The sequence below is a fragment of the Mycobacterium gallinarum genome (genome assembly GCF_010726765.1).
Lineage (GTDB): Bacteria > Actinomycetota > Actinomycetes > Mycobacteriales > Mycobacteriaceae > Mycobacterium > Mycobacterium gallinarum.
Genome location: NZ_AP022601.1, coordinates 648,299 through 669,962 on the forward strand (window position 1 = coordinate 648,299; position 21,664 = coordinate 669,962).

Consider the following 21,664-nt stretch of genomic DNA (forward strand, 5'->3'; position numbering starts at 1 on the left):
CACATCCTGACGGCCGCGATTGCGAGGCCGCCGGGTACATCACGGCCCGACCTGCAACGCGCCGTCATGGCGTCCGAACGTCGCGATCGAAAGGGACAACCATGACATTGAGGACCGTGGTCTGGTCGACTGGAGGCGTCGGATCGATTGCGATAGACGCGATTCAGGGCAGACCGGATCTCGATCTCGTCGGCGTGTGGGTGCATTCGTCGGACAAGGTCGGCCAGGACGCCGGAGTGCTCGCCGGCATCGACCCGATCGGTATCGCTGCGACCAACGACGCCGACGCGCTCATCGCGCTGCGGCCTGACTGCGTGGTGTATGCCGCCAGCGGACCGGACCGCGACGCGGGGGCGGTGCCCGACTACGTCAAGCTGCTCGACTCGGGAATCAACGTCGTCTCGACGTCCTCAACCAGCATGGTGTATCCACCCGCCTATTACTCGCCGGAATGGCGCGAGCAGATGGAAACCGCGGCCAAGGCGGGAAACGCGTCGTTCTACGCATCCGGCATCTTTCCCGGATTCGGCTCAGATCAGCTGGCCCTGATGCTGGCCACGCAATCGAAGAAGATCCGCTGTCTCAAGGTGACCGAGGTCGCACTCAACGACCACTATCCGGTAGCCGACGTGATGATGAATGGCATGGGTTTCGGCCATCCGCTGGACTTCGAACCCCTTCTGAAGACACCTGGCTTCATCGAAATGGCCTGGCGAGCACCGATATATCTGATAGCTGCCGGCCTGGGCGTCGAAGTCGAGGAGGTGCGCGGGACGCTCGACCGCCGTCTGACCGACAGAGACATCGAGGTGGCGTTCGGCACCATCAAGGCGGGCACGTGCGGCGCGGTGAGCACGAGGGCCGCCGGCGTGGTCAACGGCCGGGAAGCGATCGTCGTCGAACACATCATCCGGATGGCGCGCGATGTGGCACCCGATTGGCTCGCCTCGGAGTTCGACGCGACGTATCGCGTCGACATCGAGGGCGATCCCGACATTCACTGCGCGATGAACGTCGGCGCCGCTGAGGGTCACGCCGCGGGCCACGCGGCGATGGCCGCCACGGCGATGCGGGTGGTCAATGCGATTCCCTATGTCGTCCGCGCACCCGCAGGCCTACTGAGCTCGCTCGATCTGCCGAACACGTTGCCACATAACGTATTCGACTGATTTAGGGGAAACAGATCTGATGATCAACAAGAGGAGCAGCCCATGACCGAAGTGAACACCACCGATCTGTACTACGACCCGTTCGATTTCGACATCGATGACAATCCGTATCCGATCTGGAGACGGCTGCGGGATGAGGCACCGCTCTATCGCAACGAGAAGTACAACTTCTACGCACTCAGCCGCTACGAGGACGTCGCGCGGGAACTCCACAACTGGGATACCTACCGGTCAGGCAAGGGTTCGACGATCGACATCATCATGAGCGGCGTCGAGGTGCCCCCCGGGGTGATCCTTTTCGAGGACCCGCCGATTCACGACATCCATCGGCGAGTGTTGTCAAAGGTGTTCACGCCGCGGCGGATGGAGGCCATCGAAGATCTGGTTCGCCAGTATTGTGTCCGCGCGCTCGACGCCTTGGCTGGCGCCTCGACGTTCGACTTGATCACGGATTTCGGGGCGCTGATTCCCATGCGGACCATCGGCTATCTGCTCGGCATTCCAGAACAGGGTCAGCAGGAGATCCGGGACAACACCGACGCGTCAATCGGACTGAAAGACGGCAACTTTCGGTCAGTCTCGGCCGAGGCCTTCGAGAATGCATATCAGCTCTTCGCCGAGTACATCGAATGGCGAGCCGAACACCCCTCCGACGACTTGATGACGCAGCTGCTCAACGCGGAGGTCGAAGAGAATGGCGAGCTGAGGCCGCTGACGCGCATCGAGGTGCTGACCTATACGAGCATGATCGCCGGGGCGGGCAACGAAACAACCACCCGGCTGATCGGCTTCATCGGCCAACTCCTGGCCCAGCATCCCGACCAGCGGCGCGAGCTCGTCGAGGACTTCTCGCTCATCCCGCGGGCGATCGAGGAAGTGCTGCGTTTCGAGGCGCCGTCACCGGTACAGGCACGTTACGTCGCAAGGGACACCGAGGTACACGGTCAGACAGTCGGCGAGGGCTCGATCATGCTGCTGCTCAACGGCTCAGCCAACCGGGACGAGCGACAGTTTCCGAACGGCGAGAGTTTCGACATCCACCGCACAGGATCCCATCTGTCGTTCGGCCAGGGCCTGCACTTCTGCCTGGGTTCGTCGTTGGCGCGAATGCAGGCGCGGGTGGCACTTGAAGAGATGCTGAAACGGTGGCCCGAGTGGGACGTCGACCTGGACAATGCGGCGATGGCGCACACCACAAGCGTCCGTGGGTGGGGTCGATTGCCCATCATCACGGCTTAGCATTCTGAATCGAGGACAGGGGCGTCATGTCTTACGAGAGCACAGCTGAGCCGATCAAGATCGGCTACCTGATGGACTTCAAGTTGTCGGACGACTTTCCGCAGCACTACCGTGACGACCTCACCATCCCCTTCGACATGGTCTTCGAGGACGCGATGGCCAAGGGCGTCATCGACCGGCCCGTCGAGATCGTCTATCGCGAGGTCGAGGGGCTGCCCAAGGGCAGCGTGAAAGCGGTCATCGACGCCTATCGGGAGCTGGTCGACGAGGGCTGCCTCGTGATCTTCGGTCCGCATATCGGTGACAACGCGGTCGCGATCAAGGATGCGTTGAACGAGCAATTCCGGGTTCCCGCGATCAGCGTGACGGGATCGGATGAGGCGTTGGGAGAGTGGTTCTTCGCCTTTCCGATGGGATCCCACTTCGACGAGCCGATCTTCTGGACCGATCTGCTGGTCAAAGGCGGTCACACCGACGTGGGGGTGCTCATGGAGCAGTCGCTGGTGGGGGAGGCGTACATCGCGAACTTCCGAAAAGCCTGTCAGCAGCGCGGCATCAGGATCGTCGCCGAGGTCACGATCGCTCAGACCGCCCAGGATGTGACCAAGGCCGTGCGCACGCTGTACGACGCAAAGGCGCAGGCGATCGTGCACGCCGGCTTCGGCTTCGGAATCGTGTTCGTCAATCCCGCACTGGCAGAACTGGACTGGGACCCGCCGCGCTTCGCGGGAACCGCGTTCGAGAATGCCTGGATCAACCCGGTGATGTGGAATGCGTTCATGGGCTGGACCGGTCTCGACCAGTACGACGAGGGCAACCAGGTGGGTCAGCGCTTCCTCGACGAATTCAAGAATAGAACCGGTAGACGCCCGGAATGGTGCGTGCCGGTGGTGAATCGCGATGTCGCCGTGGCGATTCTGCTCGCGGTCGCCGACGCGCACCCACTGAGCCCGCGCGGCGTCAAGGAGGCGCTCGAGCGGGTCAAATCCGTGCCGGCCGCCTCCGGCGCACCAGGTACCAGGATTTCGTTCGGGAACTGGACCCGTCGCGGTTGGATGGGCTCTGGCTACCTGGTCGCTCGGGAGTTGGAACCCGACGGTGTCAACTCCCGTCTCGTGGCCCGGTTCGGCGAGGCGTGACCGATGGCTGAACCGCGGAGCGTTGTCATCACCGGCGCATCACGCGGACTCGGTTTGGCGTCTGCGTCGCACCTCTATCGCCAGGGCTGGACGGTGGTGGCCGCCATGCGATCGGTGGACGAGGGTCTGGGCAACCTTCGCCGCGCGACCGGCGCTGCCCACGACGACGACCGCCTCATCGGTGTCCGCCTGGACCTGATGGACCCGGCGTCGGTCGAGGACGCCGCGGCCGAAATTCTGGCCGCCGTGGGGGCGCCGTACGGGCTGGTGCACAACGCCGGGATATCGGCAGCAGGCATGGTCGAGGAGACGCCAATCGACCTGTGGCAGAGAATGTTCGCCACCAACATTTTCGGACCGGTGGCGCTGACGCGGGCGTTGCTGCCGTCGATGCGGGCAGCGGGTCGCGGCCGGATTGTGCTGGTGTCGAGCGAAAGCGGGGTACGCGGCATGCCTGCCACCGCACCCTATTCGGCGGTCAAGGGAGCGCTGGAGCGATGGGGTGAGTCCATGGCCGGCGAGGTGTCGCCCTTCGGCATCGGCGTGACGATCCTGGTGGCGGGCACCTACGACACCGCGATCATCACCGATGAGGGCACCACCGACTCCCGTGACTTCGCCGGTCCCTACGCACCTCACCACAAGACGATGGACAAGCGAGGCCGCTACGCGATGAAGGTGGCGGCCCGTGCACCCGAGAAGTTCGCCGTCGGTCTGGCCAAGGCGCTCGACAGTCGCGCGCCCTTCGTCCATCGGCCGGTCGGTCCCGATGCACGAATGTTGATGGTGGGCAACAAGATCATGCCGACGGTGGCGATGCATCACATGATTCGGGTGATGATGGGCATCCCACGCTTCGGCGCCTTGCGGGACAACCGCACCTTCTCAGATGGACAGCCGCCGTCGTAGCTCGGCGCGCAGATCATGCCTCGCGAACACTGATGCCCCGCAACGTGGTGTCTCGGGCCAGGATCAACGCGTTTCGCGTGCCGATCTGTTGGAGAATGTTCTCGGGAATCCACTGCTCACCGATGATGCATCGGGCCAGCAGATCCGCAGCGGGACTCTCTTTACGTATCTCGCCGGCGCGGATGCCCTCGGAGAGCAGGGCTTTCATCTGGCGAATCCGAGTCGTGAACGACCACGCGGGATTGGATGTATCCGGCGGGGTATGACGCAGCCAGGCCAGTTGGATTCGGAACTCGTCGGGGAACTGGTCGAGTGCATTGATGTTCAGCCAACTCAAGGCGTCAAGCTTTTCGATCGTCGTGGCCTCTGTGTGCACGATGTCCGTCCACGCGCCGCCGACCTTGTGTCCGAACTCCAGCATGATCGACATCAACAGCTCGTCTTTCGAACCGATGACGCGGTAGACCGTGCCGGTCCCCAGTCCGGCGGCGGACGCGATGTCGCGGATGGTGGTCATCTCGTATCCGCGGCGGCCGAATTCGGCGCGGGCCACCGCCCGGACGTGAGCCGCCTTGAGGTCGCTGTCGTCCTCGGTGTCGACCCAACTCTGGATCACGTCTTCAGCGGCCGCGAATGCTTTCGACTTGTCCAGATCCGCATCTGCGGGAAGGTCGACTGCGAGACCTTCAAGCGCGATATGGCTTTTCAGCGTGGCCAGTTCGTCGGTCGACGCCTTGTGCCTGATCACGTCGAGACCGACGTGCAGCATGCTCTGACACACGCGGTCGGCCAGGGTGGGCAGGTCCAGGTCGGATCGGATGTATCCGCCCCAGCGGCCGGCTCGAAGTGTCTGCAACATCGCGGCTTGGATGGTCGACGGGGGGCGCTGCGTGAGTTCCATCAGCTCGGGGTCTGAGCTCGGGCCTTCGTAGAACGACATCTGCAGGGCGGCCCGGTGCTCTACCGCGCAGCGGGCGATCTCACAGCCGAGCTCGGTGATCTGCTCGGCCACCGGACGTGGATCCGGTTCGTCGAGGCGCTTCAGCGCCAACTCGCCGACACGGTCCAGGTCTGCGTGATAGCGCCTGATCAGCTCGACCAGTATCGCTTCCTTGGAGTCGAAGTGGTGGTAGAGGCTGCCCGCGAGGATGCCCGCCGCATCGGCGATCTGCTGCAACGAGGTACGCAGCCCCGACGCGGCGATGACGGAGTTCGCCGTCTTCAGGATCTCCGTGCGCCGCGTCGCATCGACTGCCGTTTCATCGGTGACGGCGCTGAGTTTCGCGGCGCGCTGACCCTTCTTGCCCGCAGGCCGGCTGCTTCTCGAACTCCGCCTCACGGCGTCGGCATCGGCCATCGCTACTTGCGTACCCTTCCTGGCGTCGTCGGCTTCGACAACTGCAAGCAGATCCTACCGATCGGCGTTCGAACTGCCGGGACGCCGCAATCGGGCGTTCCGTTCACGAGGGTGCGTCCGCTCGCGATGCGATCAACGGGCGGTCATAGGAGGGATCCGCCGTGTCGTGCGTGGCCACCTTCATGGAGCCCGCCATCATCGCGATCACCTCGTCGGTGATGAACGACGTCGACTCCGCGTTCCACTCGACGACGCATACCCGGTCGACGATCGCCCAGCGTCCGCCGCGTCGTTCCAGGCGATCGACGTAGCGCCCGCCCGACAGAGTCATGTGGTTCACGGGTTCGCGGTCGGTCCCGACGAAGAGGTAGTAGGTTTCGGCGTGCGCTTCCTCGCCGTTGAGTTCCACAGTGTGGTTGAGCAGGTAGTGCTGGTAGCGGGTCTGCGTGGAGTGGTAGGCGAAGGCCCAATCGATGAAGTCGTCGACCTCGCCGATGAATCCGACGTGGTCGTCGACGGCCCCATCGTGGTAGGCGGACCGCAGTAGGGCGCGATCGCGCCGGTCCATGCCTCGCGCGTAGCGCATCATGCAATCGCGGATCTGCTCGCGATCCTCAAGGCGGGCAAGCCTTTCGTGTAGTTCTGAATCGCCGGTCATCTACCTTCCCATCCATTGATGCCGACGACCTCGTCGACGGCTCGGCGGGGGGCGGCGGTGAACCTGAAATCGCTGCATGAGGCCGGCGATCAACTGTCCTCCCACGTTCTCCACGTAGGCCGCGCGGTACAGGTCCGCGATCGTGTCGTGGTGAGCAGATCCTCGATTTGCACGGCCGGTCCTACGATTTCGTGGGCTCGGGAAAAGCGACTTCGGCGTTGTCAGGCATCGCGCTGATGCCGAGGCGGTCACACACTTCGAGCACTTCGTCGACGATCGAGTCGGGAACGATGAATCTGTCGGTGGCCGACACCTGGTCGAGGTGCGCCAGGATGTCCTCGGCGGTCGGCTCGGTTTCGGTGTTGGCCAGCCAGCCCTCACCGAGCCCGGTGAATACGCGTGCGTAGCGCCCCGCGCATGCCGAGTAGTTGCGGTGGGTGAAATCGCATGCGCGGCTGGCCAGGAACGACACGAGTGGCACGACCAGCTCGGCGCGGATGGCTCGCATGAAGCCCGACTCCCTGAGGAACTTCTCGTCGCCGACCGTCTCGGTGACCATTCGCGAAAAGCCGGTGGGCAGCACGGTATTCGAGAGAACTCCGTGCGCAGCTCCCTCGATTGCGATCACGTTGGACAGTCCGACGAGGCCGGTCTTGGCTGCCGCGTAATGCGCTTCCATCGGCTGGCCGAAGTTGCCCGCTGACGACGAAATGAAGACGAATCGACCGTACTTCTGTTTCGCCATCACCTTGTATGCGGGCTGGCTCAGGTAGAAGGCGCCGTCGAGGTGCACAGCCAACATCTGCCGCCAGTCGTCGGGGGAGAGCGCCTCGAACGGGATGCTGTTGAAGATGCCGGCATTGCTGATGACGGCGTCCAACCGCCCGAAGGTGTCGAGAGCGGTGTCGACGATGGCCTGGCCACCCTCGGGGCTGTCGACGGACTGATGCGACGCGACTGCCCGTCCGCCCGCTTTCGTGATCTCGTCGACCACCTGATCCGCAACGCTCGCGTCCGCGCCGTCGCCCCGCATCGTGCCGCCGACGTCATTCACCACCACCGCCGCGCCCCGTCGCGCCAGATCGAGCGCGTACAGCCTGCCCAGACCACGGCCGGCGCCGGTTACGACGGTGACTTGGCCCTCGAAGTCGATCACGCTGTACTCCTTGCTGTTTGACTGCAGCAGGACCGGACTTTACGGTGGAACAGATATTTGGTCAACGGGAGGCGGCGGGAGGTGTCCGGGTGAACGACGCCGATGGTGACCGACTGCAGGCGCTGGGCATGTTGGCCTCCGCGCTCGCCGGGCGGCCCCTCGCGGTGGCGGCTGTCGATCCGGATGAGCCTTCGTGGACCGACGGACAGACTGTTTTCGTCGATCCTTCTGCACGTCCCCGCGAGAATCTGGAATCGGTGGCGGTGCACGCGTCACTGATCGCGGCCGACAGCCTGGCCCCCGACATCATGGGTGCACTGGTCCGGCATCCCAGAGTGGCCAAGCGTTACCTGACCGTCGAGGGGCATCGTGCACTGGCTGCCAACCGGGACGTGCTCCCCGGCGTGCTGTGCGCGTTGGCCGATCCCGAAACCGCGAGCCGTAGCGACTCGCCCGAATCGTCGCTGGCCCTAGCGTCGGGTAAAGATCCGCTCGATGAACCGCCGGCGCGGTGGGGGGTTGTGCGTGCCAAGAGGTTGTTGGCGGCCGGCAATCGGGCCGCCGAACAGGTGGACCACGCAGCACATGTTCCACGGCGCGACAGCAAGGAGGCGCTCGAAGAACTCGATGACGGCGAGGTCGACGACAGCGACGATCCCGACCTGTTCAGCAATCCCGTCGGCGGGGGCGGGTTCATCGGCAAGTGGCTGAAGAAGATGTTGTCGTCGGCACGCAAGACCGGAGGCAGCGGCGGCGGTCCGCCAGGTGCCGACTCGCCGACCCACCGCACCGACTCGGCCAATCGCGGGGCCCTCGCAGTGTCGTCGACGGCGACTGCTGCAGGGGAGGACGTCGCCGACATCGCGGCAAGCGGGTACAAGTACCCGGAGTGGGACGCCGACCGCAAGAGCTATCGGCCGGAATGGTGCACCGTGCGCGAGATCGAGCCACGGATCAAGTCATCGGCGGCCGATGCGATCGACGGTGCCATCGGTGTGCGGCGTCCGCTGGCTCGCCTCGGCATGGGCCTGCATCGTCGCCATCGGCAGCCCCAAGGCGACGACATCGATATCGACGCAGCAGTCGAGATGCGCGTCGAAGTGAGAGCCGGGTCGGTTCCCGACGAGAACGTCTACCTCGACAGCCTGCGGCGCCAGCGTGACCTGTCCGTGCTACTGCTACTCGACGTCTCCGGATCGACTGCGGAACCGGGAACCGTGGGGCGAACGGTCCATCAGCAGCAGCGGGCGGTGATCACCGATCTCACAGTCGCCCTGCACGACCTGGGCGATCGTGTCGCGCTGTACGCCTACAACTCGCAGGGGCGTGGTGCGGTGAACATGTTGCCCGTCAAGAGATTCGACGACCATCTCGATGCGGGGGTGATTCGACGATTGAACAGCCTCGAGCCGGGAGCGTATTCACGCCTCGGCGCGGCCATCCGGCACGGTTCGGCCGTTCTCGAGACGCGGGGCGGGACATCACGACGGCTGCTGGTCGTGGTTTCCGATGGTCTGGCTTACGACCATGGTTACGAGCGTGCCTACGGTGCGGCAGATGCACGACGCGCGTTGACGGAAGCTCGCCGACGGGGGACCGGTTGCGTATGCCTGACCGTGGGCGCAGGTACCGATGTCGGAGTGTTGAAGAAGGTCTTCGGAAGCACCGCGCACGCCACGATCGCCCGACCAGAGCAACTGACGGGCATCGTCGGCCCGCTCTTCAGGTCGGCCGTCCGTTCCGCAGAGGTGCGGCGCCGGGTCTCGTGATTGAAACAAACATCTGTTCCGGCTACTCTCTGATCCACCGCAAGGACGCGGGTGACGAAAGGGGCGCTATGGGCACCGAGCCCGGGATTGCGTACCAGAATGGCGCCATGCAACCGGCCGACGAGTCGCGCCCCTACTACCGGCAGGTGGGTAACGAGGAGGCCGTGTTCAAAGCGGCGTATCGCCAGGGACTTTCGCTGGTCCTCAAGGGGCCCACCGGGTGCGGCAAGACCCGCTTCGTCGAAGCGATGGCGCACGACCTCGGTCGACCGTTGATCACCGTGGCCTGCCACGACGACCTCACCACCGCCGATCTGGTCGGCAGATACCTGCTTCGCGGCGATGAGACGGTCTGGGTTGACGGGCCGCTGACCCACGCGGTGCGGGAGGGAGCGATCTGTTACCTCGACGAGGTCGTCGAAGCCCGTCAGGACACCACTGTGGTCCTGCACCCACTCGCGGACTACCGGCGACAACTGCCGATCGAGCGCCTGGGCATCACCCTCGACGCAGCGCCGGGGTTCGGCCTGGTCGTGTCGTACAACCCCGGCTACCAGAGCGTCCTGAAGGACCTCAAGGACTCTACGCGGCAGCGGATGGTCGCCATCGAGTTCGGGTTTCCTGAGCCGGACGTCGAAGAGGGCATCGTCGCGCACGAATCGGGTGTGGATCATGCGACCGCCGTCGAGCTCGTGAAATTCGGGCAGGCGATTCGGCGGCTCGAGACCGGTGGGCTGCGCGAGGTCGCGTCGACGAGGGTGCTCATTGCCGCGGGGCGGCTCATCGTCGAAGGTCTGACCATGCGTGATGCGGCCAGGGCTGCGATCGCGGGACCCCTGACCGACGACGCGTCGGTCAGCCGCGGTCTCAACGAAATGATCGACGTCTACCTGGGCGCTCCTGCCGTTGATTGACGGCTCTGTGCGCCCCAGCTAGGGTCTGAACAAATATTAGGTCGACCCCGAGGGAGGTCAGATGTCCTACGAGAGCACGGCTGAGCCGATCAAGGTCGGCTACCTGATGGATTTCACGTTGCCGCCGGGCTTTCCGGAGGACCTGCTGGCCTCGTTCACGCAGTGCTTCGACCTGATCTTCGAGGAAGCCGTTGAACAGGGCCTGATGGATCGGCCGGTGCAGATGATCTACCGCGAGGTCGAGGGTCTGCCAAAGGGTTCGGTGAAGGCGGTCATCGACGCCTACTCCGAGCTCGTCGACGAGGGCTGCCTCGTCGTTTTCGGCCCCAACATCACCGACAACTGCGTGCCGATGCGTGAGGCGATCGAAGAGCGCTTCAAGGTTCCCGCCATCAGCGTCACCGGCACCGACGACTGGCTCGGCGAGTGGACGTTCGCCTTCCCCCAGGGGTCGATGACCGACGAACCGATCTTCATCGCGGACCTCGTCGCCAAACGCGGCCTCAACGAGATCGGCGTCCTGGTCGAGCAGAGCCTCATCGGAGAGAGCTATCTGAAGAACCTGCGGAGTGCTTGTCGTCGCAAGGGCATTCGGATTGTCGCCGAGGCGACGATTGCCCAGACTGCGCAGGACATCAACGACGCGGTGCGCACCCTGCACGAGGCAAAAGCCGAAGCGATCGTGCACCTCGGCTTCGGATTCGGCATCGTCTTCGTCAATCCGGCGCTCGAGGCGGTGGGCTGGGATCCGCCGAGGTTCACCACCACCGCGTTCCAAAACGCATGGGTGAACCCGATCATGTGGAACGCGTTCATGGGCTGGGTCGGGGTCGACCAATACGACGAGGAAAACCCCATCGGTCAAGACTTTTTGGACCGCTACGCCGAGAAATACAACGGTAGTCGTCCCGAATTCTGTGTGACGGTGGTGAACCGCGACGTCGCCGCGACGCTGGTGCGCGCCTTCACCGATGCCCACCCGCTGAGCCCGCGCGGTGTGAAAGAGGCGCTAGAGCGGGTCAAGATGATGCCCGCCGCCTCCGGAGCACCGGGAACCCGGGTGTCCCTTGGCAAGTGGACCCGCCGGGCATGGATGGGCTCGGGGTACCTCGTCGCCCGGACTCTAGACGCCGACGGCGTCAATTCGCATCTGGTCGACCGATTCGGGGAGGAATGACATGACCACTGAATCGAAACCGCTTGAAACCGAGCCGAAATCGCCGGATTCGGCTCGCACGGGCCCTAATTGGGGGCGCGTCATCGCCCTGTTCGCATGGCTCGGCTTCCTCGGTTTGTTCCTCGTAGTCGGGCGTACTGCAGTCGACCCGCGGGTGGCGAACCCGAACGTCGAGGGACGGCCCCGGCCGGTCGAGTTCCTGACAGGATTCGATCACTGGCAGATCATCCCGCAGGTCGGCGCATTGATCATGGTCGTGGTGCTGACCATCGTCTTCATCATCGGCTGGCGCAGAAATCCGGGCAGTCCGGTGTTGCTGATGGTCCTGGTCACGACGTTGATCGTGTGGCAGGACCCGATCATGAACTGGTCACCGTACGCGGTGTACAACCCGGCGCTGATGCACTGGCCGGAGAACTGGTATCTGATCATGATGTCGCCGACCGTCGAGCCGTTCATCGTGTTCGGATACGTCACGTTCTACTTCGGGCCCTACTTCCCGGCGATCTGGATTCTTCGCAAGATGCAGGCCAAGCGCGGACCGGAATCGTTCGTGAGCCGGCACCCGCTGCTCAGCCTGGGCGGGCTGGTGCTGGTGATCGGTTTCATCTTCGACGCGATGCTGGAGATCAGCCTGGTGCGCACGGGGCTGTACATCTATTCGCAGGCGATCCCGTTCGGAACATTGTTCCCGGGAAGCACCTTTCAGTTCCCCTTGCTCTGGGAGTCACTGTCGGTGACGTTCGTGATGATCCCGGCAGCCATCCTGGTGTACCGCGACGACACGGGAAAGTCGGTGGCGGAGAAGCTCGCGGCGAAGGCCAGGCTCTTCCCGAAAAAGCCGGTGCTCGGCACGTTCCTGGTGATGTTCGTGATCATCAACGTGTCGTACTTCGCCTACGGCGGCTGGTTCTGGGCGATCAAGGCCAGCGGGCTTGCCACCTCCGTCGCGTGTCCGTGGCCGTATCCGGAGGCAAAGGTGTACGACCCGCAAGGGTATTACCGGGCGAACGGAGCCGAAGGGCCGTACTCGGTCGGCAAGTGGTCCACCTGGCAGCAGGGGCCGTCCCGCAACACCGACGTGGAGCTGGGATCGAAGAGTATGAGATGCGCGACCGAAACGGCCGACGGGTGATGGCGCTTGCGCGAAGAACAGCCGATGACTGAGCCTCGCAGCGTCGTCATCACCGGAGCGTCACGTGGTCTCGGCTTCGCATCGACCGTGCGCCTCTATCGCGAGGGGTGGCGCGTGGTCGCGGCAATGCGGACGCCTGATCGCGGAATGCCGCTGCTGCGTGCGGCGACCGGTGCTGGCGCCGACGACGACCGGTTGATCGGCGTGCAGCTCGACGTGACCGACAGCGCGTCGGTCGCGGCGGCCGCCAAGTCGATATTGGAAACGGTCGGCGCGCCCTATGCGGTGGTGCACAACGCCGGCATCTCGGCTGCGGGCATGGTCGAAGAGGCCGACATGGAGCTGTGGCAGAACATGTTGTCCACGCATGTGTTGGGCCCGGTCGAGCTGACCAAGGCGCTCCTGCCCGCCATGCGCGCCGCGGGCACAGGTCGAATCGTGCTGGTATCCAGTGCCGGTGGCGTCAGGGGTCAGCCGGGAATCGCCCCGTACTCAGCGGCCAAGGGCGCGCTCGAGCGATGGGGTGAGTCGATGGCCGGGGAGATCGCACCGTTCGGGCTCGGTGTCACGATCCTGGTCAGCGGGACCTACGACACCGACATCATCACTGACGCCGGCACGACTGACGACCGGAACTTCGGCGGACCGTACGCGCGTATCCACAACACCGTGAACACCCGCGGTCGGTTTGCGATGAAGCTCGCGCGGCCACCGGAAAAGTTCGCTGACGGATTGCTCAAGGCTCTAAGCGACACGGCTTCGTTCCGGCGCCACGGTGTCGGGCCGGATGCCTCGATGCTGTTGGTGTCCAACAGGATTCTGCCCGCGGCGGGTATGCATCACATGTCCCGCCTGGTCATGGGAATCCCGCGGCAGGGCACGATGCGCGACGGGGCCTGGCCATTGACGGGCACGCAACGGGCAATGGTCCTGGCTACCAAGATCATTCCGCAACCACTGATGCAGCGTTTGGCTGACCGCGCGGCGCGACGAGCGGCCGCCGTCTCCGACCAAGGGAGTGAGAGCAATGACTGAAGCCACTGCGGTTCGATTCGAGTCGAGGATGCTGATCGACGGCAAGCTCGTCGAAGGTGAAGCCGGTACCTTCACCAACATCAACCCAGCCAACGAAGACGTTCTCGGCGAGGTCGCGGACGCGTCGAAGGCCGATATGAACCGCGCGATCGATGCTGCGAGAAGGTCTTTCGACGAGACCGACTGGTCGACCAATCGGGAGCTTCGCAAGCGTTGCCTGCTGCAGCTGCACGAGGCGATCGAAAGCGAGCTCGAGGAATTGCGTGAGGAGCTCATTCTCGAGGTCGGGGCACCGCGAGCGGTCACGCACGGTCCGCACCTGGATGCTCCGCTGGAGGACGGCCTGAAGTATCCCGCCAGGCTGATCGACAGCTTCGAGTGGGAAACCGATCTCGGCGACAAGGTCGTGTCGGTGACCGGCGTCAACACCAGGCGGAAGGTGTGGCACGAGCCCGTCGGCGTGGTCGGTGCGATTGTGCCGTGGAACTTCCCGTTCGAGGTCACGATCAACAAACTCGGTCAGGCCTTGGCGACGGGTAACACCGTGGTACTCAAACCCGCGCCGAACACACCGTTCAACGCCACCCGGCTCGGTCGTCTCATCGCCGAGAAGACCGATATCCCAGCGGGTGTGGTCAGTGTGGTGACCGCCTCGGATCATTTCGTCGGCGAGGAACTCACCCTGTCACCGAAGGTCGACATGATCTCGTTCACCGGGTCCACCGTGGTGGGCAAGCGAATCATGGAGAAGGGCGCGGCGACGATGAAACGTCTGTTCCTCGAACTCGGTGGCAAGTCGGCGACCATCGTGCTCGAGGACGCGGACTTCAACACCGCCTGCCTGATCGGCATCGGTCCTCTCATGCACGCGGGCCAGGGCTGCGCGGCCCCGACGCGGATGCTGCTGCCGCGGTCCCGCTACGACGAAGGGGTCGCGATTCTTCGTGGCATCTACGAGAACATCAAGGCGGGTGATCCGCAGGATCCGGGCACGATCTGTGGTCCGGTGATTTCTGCCAAGCAGCAGCAGCGCATCCTGGGCTACATCCGCAAGGGTGTCGACGAGGGCGCGAACATGCTGGTTGGCAGCACCGAGCCGCCAGAGCAATACGACAAGGGATTTTGGGTCAACCCAACGCTTTTCACCGATGTCGACAATTCGATGACCATCGCCCAGGAAGAGATCTTCGGCCCCGTCCTCGTCGTCATTCCCTACGAGGACGAAGAAGATGCCATCCGGATCGCCAACGACAGCGTATACGGACTCGCCGGAAACGTGATGTCGAGTTCGCTTGACCGATCGCTCTCCGTCGCGCGCCGTCTGCGCGCCGGCTTCATCGGCCTCAACGGAACCGCCGGATACGGCGCGGACACCCCGTTCGGCGGATACAAGGACAGCGGCGTCGGCCGTCAGAACGGCATTGCCGGATTCAGCCAGTACACCGAAGTGAAATCGGTGGCCTACCCAGCCCAGTAGGAGGAGCAGCACTTGTCCGATCTATTCGACGACCTCGAGGACTTCGGGGCGTTTGACGACGCCATCTCCGGCGACGTCCGTGACCCGTACACGGAGTTGGCGCGGATCCGCCGCGAAGAGCCGGTGCAGCGCCTCGAAACGTCCGGTGCTCTGCCGCACGAAGAATCGCTGCCGATGTTCATCGTGTATCGCCACGAGGACGTCCAGCAGATGCTGCGCGACAACGAGACGTTCTCGTCGTCCGCCGTCATCGCGGCCTTCGGTCCGGTGCTGGGCGAAGGGGTGATGCTCGGCATGGATGAGCCGATCCACGGTCGGCTTCGCGGCCTCGTCTCGAAAGCGTTCGCGCAGAAGTCGTTGGCACGGTGGGAGGACGAGCTGGTCGGTCGCGTCGCCAACGGCCTGATCGACAAGTTCGCGCCCAACGGCAGAGCAGATCTGGTCAAGGAGTTCACCTTCGACTATCCGAGCCAGATCATCGCCGGTCTGCTCGGACTGCCCGAGGAAGACTATCCCCAGTTCCAACGGTGGTCGATCTCGCTGTTGAGCTGGCTGATGAATCCCGAACGGGGACTTGCAGCCTCGGCTGCGCTGTGTGAATACTTCGCGCCGATCCTTGAAGCCCGCCGGGCCGACCCACGTGAGGATCTGATCAGTGCGCTCGCCGCCGCCGAGATCGACGGGGAGAAACTCAGTGACGAGGAGATCTTCTCGTTCCTCCGGCTCCTGCTGCCGGCCGGTGTCGAGACGACCTACCGCTCGCTGGGCAGCCTGCTCCTCGCGCTGCTGTCGAACCCGGACCAGCTCGAGGCAATTCGCGCCGACCGCTCGTTGCTTCCGCAGGCGATCGAGGAGGGCGTGCGGTGGGAACCGCCGTTGCTGACGATCACCCGTGTGGCGACCAAAGACACGGTGCTCGGTGGGGTGTCGATTCCCGCAGGCGCGACGGTGATGCCGATGCTCGGGTCGGCGACCCACCAGGAGGACCGGTTCCCGGACCCCAACAAGTTCGACATCTTCCGTCAGCAGAAGAGCAACCTGGCGTGGGGCCACGGTGTCCACGTATGTCTCGGTATGCATCTCGCTCGCCTCGAGATGCGAACGGCCATCAATCTTCTGCTGGACCGGCTGCCGAATTTGCGGCTCGATCCCGACGGTGATGACCCGCATGTCAGGGGGCAGGTGTTCCGGTCACCAACGTCGGTACCGGTGCTGTTCGATCCGCAGCCGGCAGGAAGTGAGCACGCGCGATGAGCGATCTCGAGTCGATCGACTACTTCACCGACATGTCGCTGATCCCCGACCCTTACACGTATTACGACCAGCTGCGTTCGAAGTGTCCTGTGCAGCGGGCGACACCGTACGGCGTAGTGGCGGTGACGGGGCACCAAGAAGCGCTCGCCGCGTACAAGGATCCGGCGATGTCGTCGTGTGTCGCGGTGGCAGGTCCGTTTCCGCCGTTGCCGTTCACCCCGGAAGGGGACGACATCAGCGCCCTCATCGAAGAACACCGCGACGCGATTCCGATGGCGGAGCACGTGGTCACCATGGATGCCGCCGAACATCAGAAGACACGTGGATTGCTGAGCAGGCTGATCACGCCGAAGCGGCTCAGCGAGAACGAAGAGTTCATGTGGCGTCTGGTCGACCAGCAGCTCGAGAAGATCATCGACCGCGGTTCGTGCGAGTTCATGGAGGACTTCGCGAAACCGTTGGCGCTGTTGGTGATCGCCGATCTACTCGGCGTCCCGGCGGAAGACCATCAGGAGTTCAAGCAGATGATGGGCGCCGAGCCCCTCGGCGAGGTCGACGGCAACCAAGGTGAGACCGTCGCGCACAACCCGCTGATGTGGCTGGATGAGAAGTTCACGGAGTACATCACCGACCGGCGTCGGGAGCCTCGACAGGACGTGCTGACCGAACTCGCCGCCGCGACGTACCCGGATGGGTCGGTGCCGCCGGTGGACGAGGTCGTCAAGCTCGCGACGTTCCTGTTCGCAGCCGGTACCGACACGACGACGAAACTGGTGAGCACGGCGATGCGGGTGCTCGGCGAACGGCAGGACATTCAGAAGTCCCTTCGCGACGACCGCTCGCAGATCCCGGCGTTTCTCGAGGAGTGCCTGCGGATGGAAAGCCCCGTCAAGAGCCACTTCCGGCTGGCCCGGACGTCGACGACCATCGGGGACTACGACGTGCCCGCCGGGACGATCCTGATGATGCTGCCCGGCGCGAGCAACCGCGATCCACGCAAGTTCGAGGACCCGAATGAGTTCAAGCACGACCGGTCCAACGTGCGCGAGCATGTTGCTTTTGGGCGCGGTCCCCATTCCTGCCCCGGCTCGCCGTTGGCGCGGGCGGAGGCGCGCATCGCGGTCAATCGGATCCTCGACCGGATGGCCGACATCAGCATCTCCGAGGAGATGCACGGGCCGGCCGACGATCGAAAGTATGGGTACGAACCGACATTCATCATGCGCGGCCTGACGGCGCTGCATGTGGAATACACTCCGAACCCATAGCTTCGCCAGCATTCAAGGAGTACGAGATGACCGGAAAGCTTGACGGCAAGGTCGCTTTCATCACCGGTGCGGCCCGCGGTCAGGGTCGGGCACACGCGATCGAGATGGCCAAGGAGGGCGCCGACATCATCGCGGTCGACATCTGCCGCGACATCCCGTCCAACCCCTATCCGTTGGCGACTCCCGACGATCTCGCGGAAACCGAGCGGTCGGTCAAGGAGACCGGACGCCGCGTCGTCGCCCGCATTGCCGATGTCCGGGAGCGTCACGAATTGCGCGACGCCGTCGAGGCGGGGGTCGCCGACCTCGGCAAGATCGACATCGTCGTCGCGAACGCCGGCATTCTGCCGATGGCCATGGGTAGAGCCTTCGACGCGATGTCGTTCGTCGATGCCAGCGACGTCGACCTGCTCGGTGTGATGAATACGGTCGCGGTCACCGTCCCGCATCTGCCCAACGGTGCCTCGGTGATCATCACCGGGTCGACCGCCGGAATGATCCGTGGCACCACCGACAACCCGAACATGGGTCCCGGCGGCAGAGGCTACGGCTGGAGCAAGCGTGTGTTGATCGAGTACGTCGAGGAGATGTCGATGGCGCTCGCGGACAGGATGATCCGCGTCAACTGCATCCACCCGACCAACTGCAACACTCACCTGCTGCAGAACGACGGCATGTACAGCATGTTCCGGCCTGACCTCACCCAAGAGGGCAAGCAGGCCACCCGCGAAGACGCCGAGCCGTTGTTCACCATCTTCCAGGCCATGCCGATCCCGTACATCGAACCCGAGGACATCGCGAAACTGGGGGTGTTCCTGGCCAGCGATGACAGCCGCTACATCACCGGCCAGCAGATCCGGGTCGACGCCGGCTCATTGCTCAAGTGGCCCAACGGACCTGGGGGATAGGCAGCACCTACGGGCGATGCAGGAACCCGTGCAGGATCGCCTGGACGAGTTCGTCGACGATCGCCTCGCGAGACGGCGGGCGATTTCCGAAGAACGTCGACCGTAGCGCGACCATGCCGACGATCATCGCGACCGTTGAATGTGCGGGCAGATCGGGGTGACCCGAATGCAGTCCGCGCAGGCGCATGCCCTCGCCGCTGATCTGGCCGAGCAGCGTCAGCGCTCGGCGGATGTCGGTGATCCCGGCACCCTCTATCTCCTCCTCGCTGAGGCCGTCGGAGGCGACGAGGGTCAGCAGAAGGCCCTTGTGCTCGACGAGGACGTCGTAGAGACGCCCGACGAACTGCCGGGACAATTCCTCTTCGTCGGTCTCTTCGGGCACGACGGCCTGCCAGGTCTTGCCGAAGTCGTCGACGAAGTTCGTGAACGGCAGGACCAGTGCTTCGCGGAACAACCCGGCTTTCGAACCGAAGTGGCGGAACAATAAGTACTCGGTGACCCCGGCGGCTTCGGCGATCTCACGCGTGGTCGTGGCGCGGTAGTCCTGGCGTGCGAACAGATCGCGCGCGGCGTCGAGCAGCAGCCTGCGTGCCTCTCCGCGCGGGCGGCGCGTCGTCGAGGTGGTCTGCTTTCCCGGTGACCCACGCTGCGGCACGGCTTCTCACTCTCCCCGCGCTGCGCGGCTAGTGGCACTCCACGATAGCTGTCCTTGACCTGAGCCCTGGTAATAGTGTCCACTATTACCGATCGCTTGATCGCTGAAGGGACGCGCTTGTGGGCCAACTCATCATGCTGGGCACTCTGTTCGGGCTGATTGTCGTGATATTCGGTGCGGTGATCTACTTCGACCCCGAGGCGCGCGGCCCGCGCGAAGAGCAGACAGCAGACGATGAGCGCTCGCGCGAAGAGCAGACAGCAGACGAGGCTGACCGGTGAACACCGAGATGACGCCGCTGCTGATTGCGTCCAACGCGTTCGGCTGGGGCAGCGGCATCCTGTTCGTGATCGCCGGCATCTACCTGAGTGTCCGGCGGGGTCGGTTGCACCCGCTGCTTCTGCTGTGCATTTCGGCGATCTCGTTCTCGTGGATCGAAGCGCCCTATGACTGGGCGATGTACGCGCAGTTCCCGCCGGCGCTGCCCCGGATGCCCTCGTGGTGGCCGTTGAACATGACCTGGGGTGGGCTGCCGTCCTCGGTGCCGCTGGGGTACATCGGCTATTTCTGCATACCTGCGGTCACCGGCGCGGCGATCGGGCGGCGGCTGTCCGCACGATTCAACTGGCGGCAGCCGCAGACCTTGTTGATCGTCGGTCTCGTCGTTGGCTTCTGCTGGGCCCTGATCTTCAACGCCGGCCTCGGCGCGCGGCTTGGAGTCTTTTACTACGCCTATGTGATTCCGGGTCTCGGACTGTTCGAGGGCACGCTGCATCAGTACCCGATCTACGACGCCATCGCGATGGGCATCCAGATGATGGTCTTCACGTACCTGCTCGGCCGACGGGATGCGGAGGGGCGCAATGTCATCGAGATGTGGTCGGACAAGCTGTCGAAGACGCGAGTCCAGTCGGCGATCGTATCCGTCATTGCCGTCGTCGTCCTCGGAAACGTGCTCTACGGCGCCGTTTTCGCGCCCCATCTGGTGACCAAGCAGATGGGTCTGGTGACGTCTGGTCCAGATGTGCAACTCTTCCCCGGCGTGCCCAACCAACCGAGATAGTGCCGTTGAAGCAGTACAATTCGCCTGGTGGCGATTCGGCGTGGACGGCCTACCCAGGCGGAGACGAAAAAGCTCGACCTCGCGGTTCGTGAGGCCGCGGTCGCCACCTTTCTCGAATTCGGTTATGCCGGAGCCAGTATGGAGGCCATCGCCAAGGCCGCAGGCATCACGAAACGCTCCCTGTACGCCCGCTATCCGGACAAGCGGGCGGTGTTCGCTGACGTCATCCCGTGGGCGCTGGCTCGCTACAGCGACGACGGCTCCATCGACGAGATCGACGAAGAAGATTTGGAGACCGCGCTTCTGGCGACCGGGCGCAAAGCGCTGACGCGCGCCACACATCCTGAGAACGTGCGACTGAAGCGGATCGCCTTCAACGAGGCCGCACAGTTCCCGGAGTTCAACGTCTCTGCGGAGTCGATGATGTGGGCCGGCCGCCAGCGCGCCGTCACCGAATTGCTGCGCCGCCATGAGGAACTCGGCACCATCAAGGTCGAGGACCTGGAACTGGCGGCCGAGACGTTTCTGGCGATGGTCGAGGCCGTGCCCGCGCGTATGGCCGACTTCGGCGTGTTCCGGTCGTCAGAACAGCAGGAGCGACATCTCCGGTACGCGGTGCGGCTGTTCCTGCGCGGTGTCATGCCCCGCTGATCGCGGCTTGGTGCGAGCTAGGTGCAGCGTCCACCGTTCACGCCGACGATCTGCCCGGTGATGTAACCGGCCTCCTCGGAGACCAGAAATGCGCAGGTTGCGGCGATGTCCGCTGGTGTGCCGATTCGCCGCACAGGGATCCGCGCGGCGATGTCCTCGACTGATCCGCCGAGCAGACCTTTCTCCTCGGCATCGCGCAGCATCGGGGTGTCAATCGACCCCGGTGGCACCACATTGGCGGTGATTCCCTTTGGGCCGTATTCCAGCGCAAGGGTTTTCGTGAGACCGTTGACGCCCGACTTTGCCGCCACATACGCCGACTGGTACGGCGATCCGGAGTGGGTGCTCGATGAGGAGATGTTGACGATTCGGCCCCACCCGGCGTCCAGCATGTCCGGCAGCACCGCCTGGGTCACATGAAAGACCCCGTTGAGGTTGACGTCGATGACCTTCGACCACTCCTCGGCAGTGAGGTTGGTGAATCGCCGGAACGAGGTCATTCCCGCGGAGTTCACCAGGATTGTGATCGGCCCGAGTGCGGCGCGGATGGCGTCGAGTGCCGCCGCGACCTGTTCGCGATCCGTGACATCGGCGACATAACCGAAGTCGGTGTCGCCCGGCGCCAGGTCGATGGTGGCGACCTGATTGCCGTCGGTGCGCAGCCGGTCGGCGATGGCCCGGCCGATCCCGGATGCCCCGCCCGTGACCAATGCTGTCTTCACGAAGTAAAA

General features: G+C 64.2%; 21 protein-coding genes. 16 read left to right on the top strand and 5 right to left on the bottom strand.

All coding sequences use genetic code 11. The features are described from left to right. Positions 1–101: 101 nt before the first annotated feature. Genes G6N42_RS03165 through G6N42_RS03180 form a run of 4 tightly spaced genes read left to right on the top strand, consistent with a single transcriptional unit; the run spans position 102 to position 4,456 of the window. Entirely contained in the window at positions 102–1,169 is a 1,068-nt protein-coding gene (locus tag G6N42_RS03165; protein WP_163725950.1) for an NAD(P)H-dependent amine dehydrogenase family protein, read from the top strand. Between the two features lie 42 nt (positions 1,170–1,211). Continuing rightward, positions 1,212–2,408 carry a cytochrome P450 gene (locus G6N42_RS03170; RefSeq protein ID WP_163725954.1) on the top strand — a complete coding sequence of 399 codons (1,197 nt, stop codon included), beginning with the start codon at positions 1,212–1,214 and terminating at the stop codon, positions 2,406–2,408. A 26-nt stretch (positions 2,409–2,434) separates the two neighbouring features. Next, the gene (locus G6N42_RS03175; RefSeq protein ID WP_163725957.1) at positions 2,435–3,547 is read left to right on the top strand and encodes an ABC transporter substrate-binding protein; all 1,113 of its coding nucleotides are present in this window, start codon (positions 2,435–2,437) and stop codon (positions 3,545–3,547) included. 3 nt (positions 3,548–3,550) lie between these two features. Further along, on the top strand, positions 3,551–4,456 hold the full coding sequence (locus G6N42_RS03180) for an SDR family oxidoreductase (RefSeq protein WP_163725960.1): 906 nt from the start codon (positions 3,551–3,553) through the stop codon (positions 4,454–4,456). Between the two features lie 13 nt (positions 4,457–4,469). Here G6N42_RS03180 and G6N42_RS03185 read toward each other — a convergent pair whose 3' ends face one another. The 3 genes from G6N42_RS03185 to G6N42_RS03195 form a co-directional block, all read right to left on the bottom strand. Next, positions 4,470–5,813, bottom strand: a complete 1,344-nt coding sequence (locus G6N42_RS03185) for a TetR/AcrR family transcriptional regulator (protein ID WP_163686171.1) — start codon at positions 5,811–5,813, stop codon at positions 4,470–4,472. Between the two features lie 103 nt (positions 5,814–5,916). Continuing rightward, positions 5,917–6,471, bottom strand: a complete 555-nt coding sequence (locus G6N42_RS03190) for a nuclear transport factor 2 family protein (RefSeq protein ID WP_163725962.1) — start codon at positions 6,469–6,471, stop codon at positions 5,917–5,919. A gap of 181 nt (positions 6,472–6,652) precedes the next feature. After that, positions 6,653–7,627, bottom strand: a complete 975-nt coding sequence (locus tag G6N42_RS03195; RefSeq protein ID WP_163725966.1) for an SDR family NAD(P)-dependent oxidoreductase — start codon at positions 7,625–7,627, stop codon at positions 6,653–6,655. 128 nt (positions 7,628–7,755) lie between these two features. Between G6N42_RS03195 and G6N42_RS03200 the strand changes: the two genes are divergently transcribed. The 9 genes from G6N42_RS03200 to G6N42_RS03240 all read left to right on the top strand — a co-directional run bounded on the left by G6N42_RS03200 (position 7,756) and on the right by G6N42_RS03240 (position 18,564). Then, positions 7,756–9,396, top strand: a complete 1,641-nt coding sequence (locus tag G6N42_RS03200; protein WP_174262208.1) for a nitric oxide reductase activation protein NorD — start codon at positions 7,756–7,758, stop codon at positions 9,394–9,396. 68 nt (positions 9,397–9,464) lie between these two features. Further along, positions 9,465–10,310 (top strand): CbbQ/NirQ/NorQ/GpvN family protein, encoded by an 846-nt coding sequence (locus tag G6N42_RS03205; RefSeq protein ID WP_163725972.1) that lies wholly within the window; start codon positions 9,465–9,467, stop codon positions 10,308–10,310. A 61-nt stretch (positions 10,311–10,371) separates the two neighbouring features. Beyond that, the gene (locus G6N42_RS03210; protein ID WP_163725974.1) at positions 10,372–11,487 is read left to right on the top strand and encodes an ABC transporter substrate-binding protein; all 1,116 of its coding nucleotides are present in this window, start codon (positions 10,372–10,374) and stop codon (positions 11,485–11,487) included. A 1-nt stretch (position 11,488) separates the two neighbouring features. Beyond that, on the top strand, positions 11,489–12,622 hold the full coding sequence (locus G6N42_RS03215; RefSeq protein WP_163725977.1) for a spirocyclase AveC family protein: 1,134 nt from the start codon (positions 11,489–11,491) through the stop codon (positions 12,620–12,622). 24 nt (positions 12,623–12,646) lie between these two features. Continuing rightward, a complete protein-coding gene (locus tag G6N42_RS03220) occupies positions 12,647–13,657 on the top strand; it encodes an SDR family oxidoreductase (RefSeq protein ID WP_163725980.1) in 1,011 nt (336 codons plus the stop codon). Beyond that, a complete protein-coding gene (locus G6N42_RS03225; RefSeq protein ID WP_163725983.1) occupies positions 13,650–15,134 on the top strand; it encodes an aldehyde dehydrogenase family protein in 1,485 nt (494 codons plus the stop codon). Before G6N42_RS03220 ends, G6N42_RS03225 begins: the two co-directional genes overlap by 8 nt. A gap of 12 nt (positions 15,135–15,146) precedes the next feature. Further along, positions 15,147–16,388, top strand: a complete 1,242-nt coding sequence (locus G6N42_RS03230) for a cytochrome P450 (RefSeq protein ID WP_163725985.1) — start codon at positions 15,147–15,149, stop codon at positions 16,386–16,388. Then, positions 16,385–17,656 (top strand): cytochrome P450, encoded by a 1,272-nt coding sequence (locus tag G6N42_RS03235; protein WP_163725989.1) that lies wholly within the window; start codon positions 16,385–16,387, stop codon positions 17,654–17,656. The genes G6N42_RS03230 and G6N42_RS03235 overlap by 4 nt, the downstream gene beginning before the upstream one ends. A gap of 26 nt (positions 17,657–17,682) precedes the next feature. Further along, entirely contained in the window at positions 17,683–18,564 is an 882-nt protein-coding gene (locus G6N42_RS03240) for a mycofactocin-coupled SDR family oxidoreductase (RefSeq protein WP_163725992.1), read from the top strand. A gap of 7 nt (positions 18,565–18,571) precedes the next feature. On the opposite strand, the gene G6N42_RS03245 is transcribed toward G6N42_RS03240, so the two are convergent. Continuing rightward, positions 18,572–19,219 carry a TetR/AcrR family transcriptional regulator gene (locus G6N42_RS03245; protein ID WP_163725995.1) on the bottom strand — a complete coding sequence of 216 codons (648 nt, stop codon included), beginning with the start codon at positions 19,217–19,219 and terminating at the stop codon, positions 18,572–18,574. Between the two features lie 119 nt (positions 19,220–19,338). Here G6N42_RS03245 and G6N42_RS30895 point away from each other — a divergent pair, with 119 nt between their 5' ends. The 3 genes from G6N42_RS30895 to G6N42_RS03255 are packed head-to-tail and all read left to right on the top strand — an operon-like array spanning position 19,339 to position 20,933. After that, on the top strand, positions 19,339–19,500 hold the full coding sequence (locus G6N42_RS30895) for a hypothetical protein (protein ID WP_174262002.1): 162 nt from the start codon (positions 19,339–19,341) through the stop codon (positions 19,498–19,500). Beyond that, positions 19,497–20,282, top strand: a complete 786-nt coding sequence (locus G6N42_RS03250) for a spirocyclase AveC family protein (RefSeq protein WP_163725998.1) — start codon at positions 19,497–19,499, stop codon at positions 20,280–20,282. Before G6N42_RS30895 ends, G6N42_RS03250 begins: the two co-directional genes overlap by 4 nt. 27 nt (positions 20,283–20,309) lie before the next feature. Beyond that, entirely contained in the window at positions 20,310–20,933 is a 624-nt protein-coding gene (locus tag G6N42_RS03255) for a TetR/AcrR family transcriptional regulator (RefSeq protein ID WP_163726001.1), read from the top strand. A gap of 17 nt (positions 20,934–20,950) precedes the next feature. On the opposite strand, the gene G6N42_RS03260 is transcribed toward G6N42_RS03255, so the two are convergent. Beyond that, positions 20,951–21,655 carry an SDR family NAD(P)-dependent oxidoreductase gene (locus tag G6N42_RS03260; protein ID WP_163726004.1) on the bottom strand — a complete coding sequence of 235 codons (705 nt, stop codon included), beginning with the start codon at positions 21,653–21,655 and terminating at the stop codon, positions 20,951–20,953. Positions 21,656–21,664: the final 9 nt, after the last annotated feature.

Coding starts and splice junctions, on each gene's coding strand:
- G6N42_RS03165 (WP_163725950.1), top strand. CDS start 102: ATGACATTGAGGACCGTGGTCTGGTCGACTGGAGGCGTCGGATCGATT.
- G6N42_RS03170 (WP_163725954.1), top strand. CDS start 1,212: ATGACCGAAGTGAACACCACCGATCTGTACTACGACCCGTTCGATTTC.
- G6N42_RS03175 (WP_163725957.1), top strand. CDS start 2,435: ATGTCTTACGAGAGCACAGCTGAGCCGATCAAGATCGGCTACCTGATG.
- G6N42_RS03180 (WP_163725960.1), top strand. CDS start 3,551: ATGGCTGAACCGCGGAGCGTTGTCATCACCGGCGCATCACGCGGACTC.
- G6N42_RS03185 (WP_163686171.1), bottom strand. CDS start 5,813: ATGGCCGATGCCGACGCCGTGAGGCGGAGTTCGAGAAGCAGCCGGCCT.
- G6N42_RS03190 (WP_163725962.1), bottom strand. CDS start 6,471: ATGACCGGCGATTCAGAACTACACGAAAGGCTTGCCCGCCTTGAGGAT.
- G6N42_RS03200 (WP_174262208.1), top strand. CDS start 7,756: ATGTTGGCCTCCGCGCTCGCCGGGCGGCCCCTCGCGGTGGCGGCTGTC.
- G6N42_RS03205 (WP_163725972.1), top strand. CDS start 9,465: ATGGGCACCGAGCCCGGGATTGCGTACCAGAATGGCGCCATGCAACCG.
- G6N42_RS03210 (WP_163725974.1), top strand. CDS start 10,372: ATGTCCTACGAGAGCACGGCTGAGCCGATCAAGGTCGGCTACCTGATG.
- G6N42_RS03215 (WP_163725977.1), top strand. CDS start 11,489: ATGACCACTGAATCGAAACCGCTTGAAACCGAGCCGAAATCGCCGGAT.
- G6N42_RS03220 (WP_163725980.1), top strand. CDS start 12,647: ATGACTGAGCCTCGCAGCGTCGTCATCACCGGAGCGTCACGTGGTCTC.
- G6N42_RS03225 (WP_163725983.1), top strand. CDS start 13,650: ATGACTGAAGCCACTGCGGTTCGATTCGAGTCGAGGATGCTGATCGAC.
- G6N42_RS03235 (WP_163725989.1), top strand. CDS start 16,385: ATGAGCGATCTCGAGTCGATCGACTACTTCACCGACATGTCGCTGATC.
- G6N42_RS03240 (WP_163725992.1), top strand. CDS start 17,683: ATGACCGGAAAGCTTGACGGCAAGGTCGCTTTCATCACCGGTGCGGCC.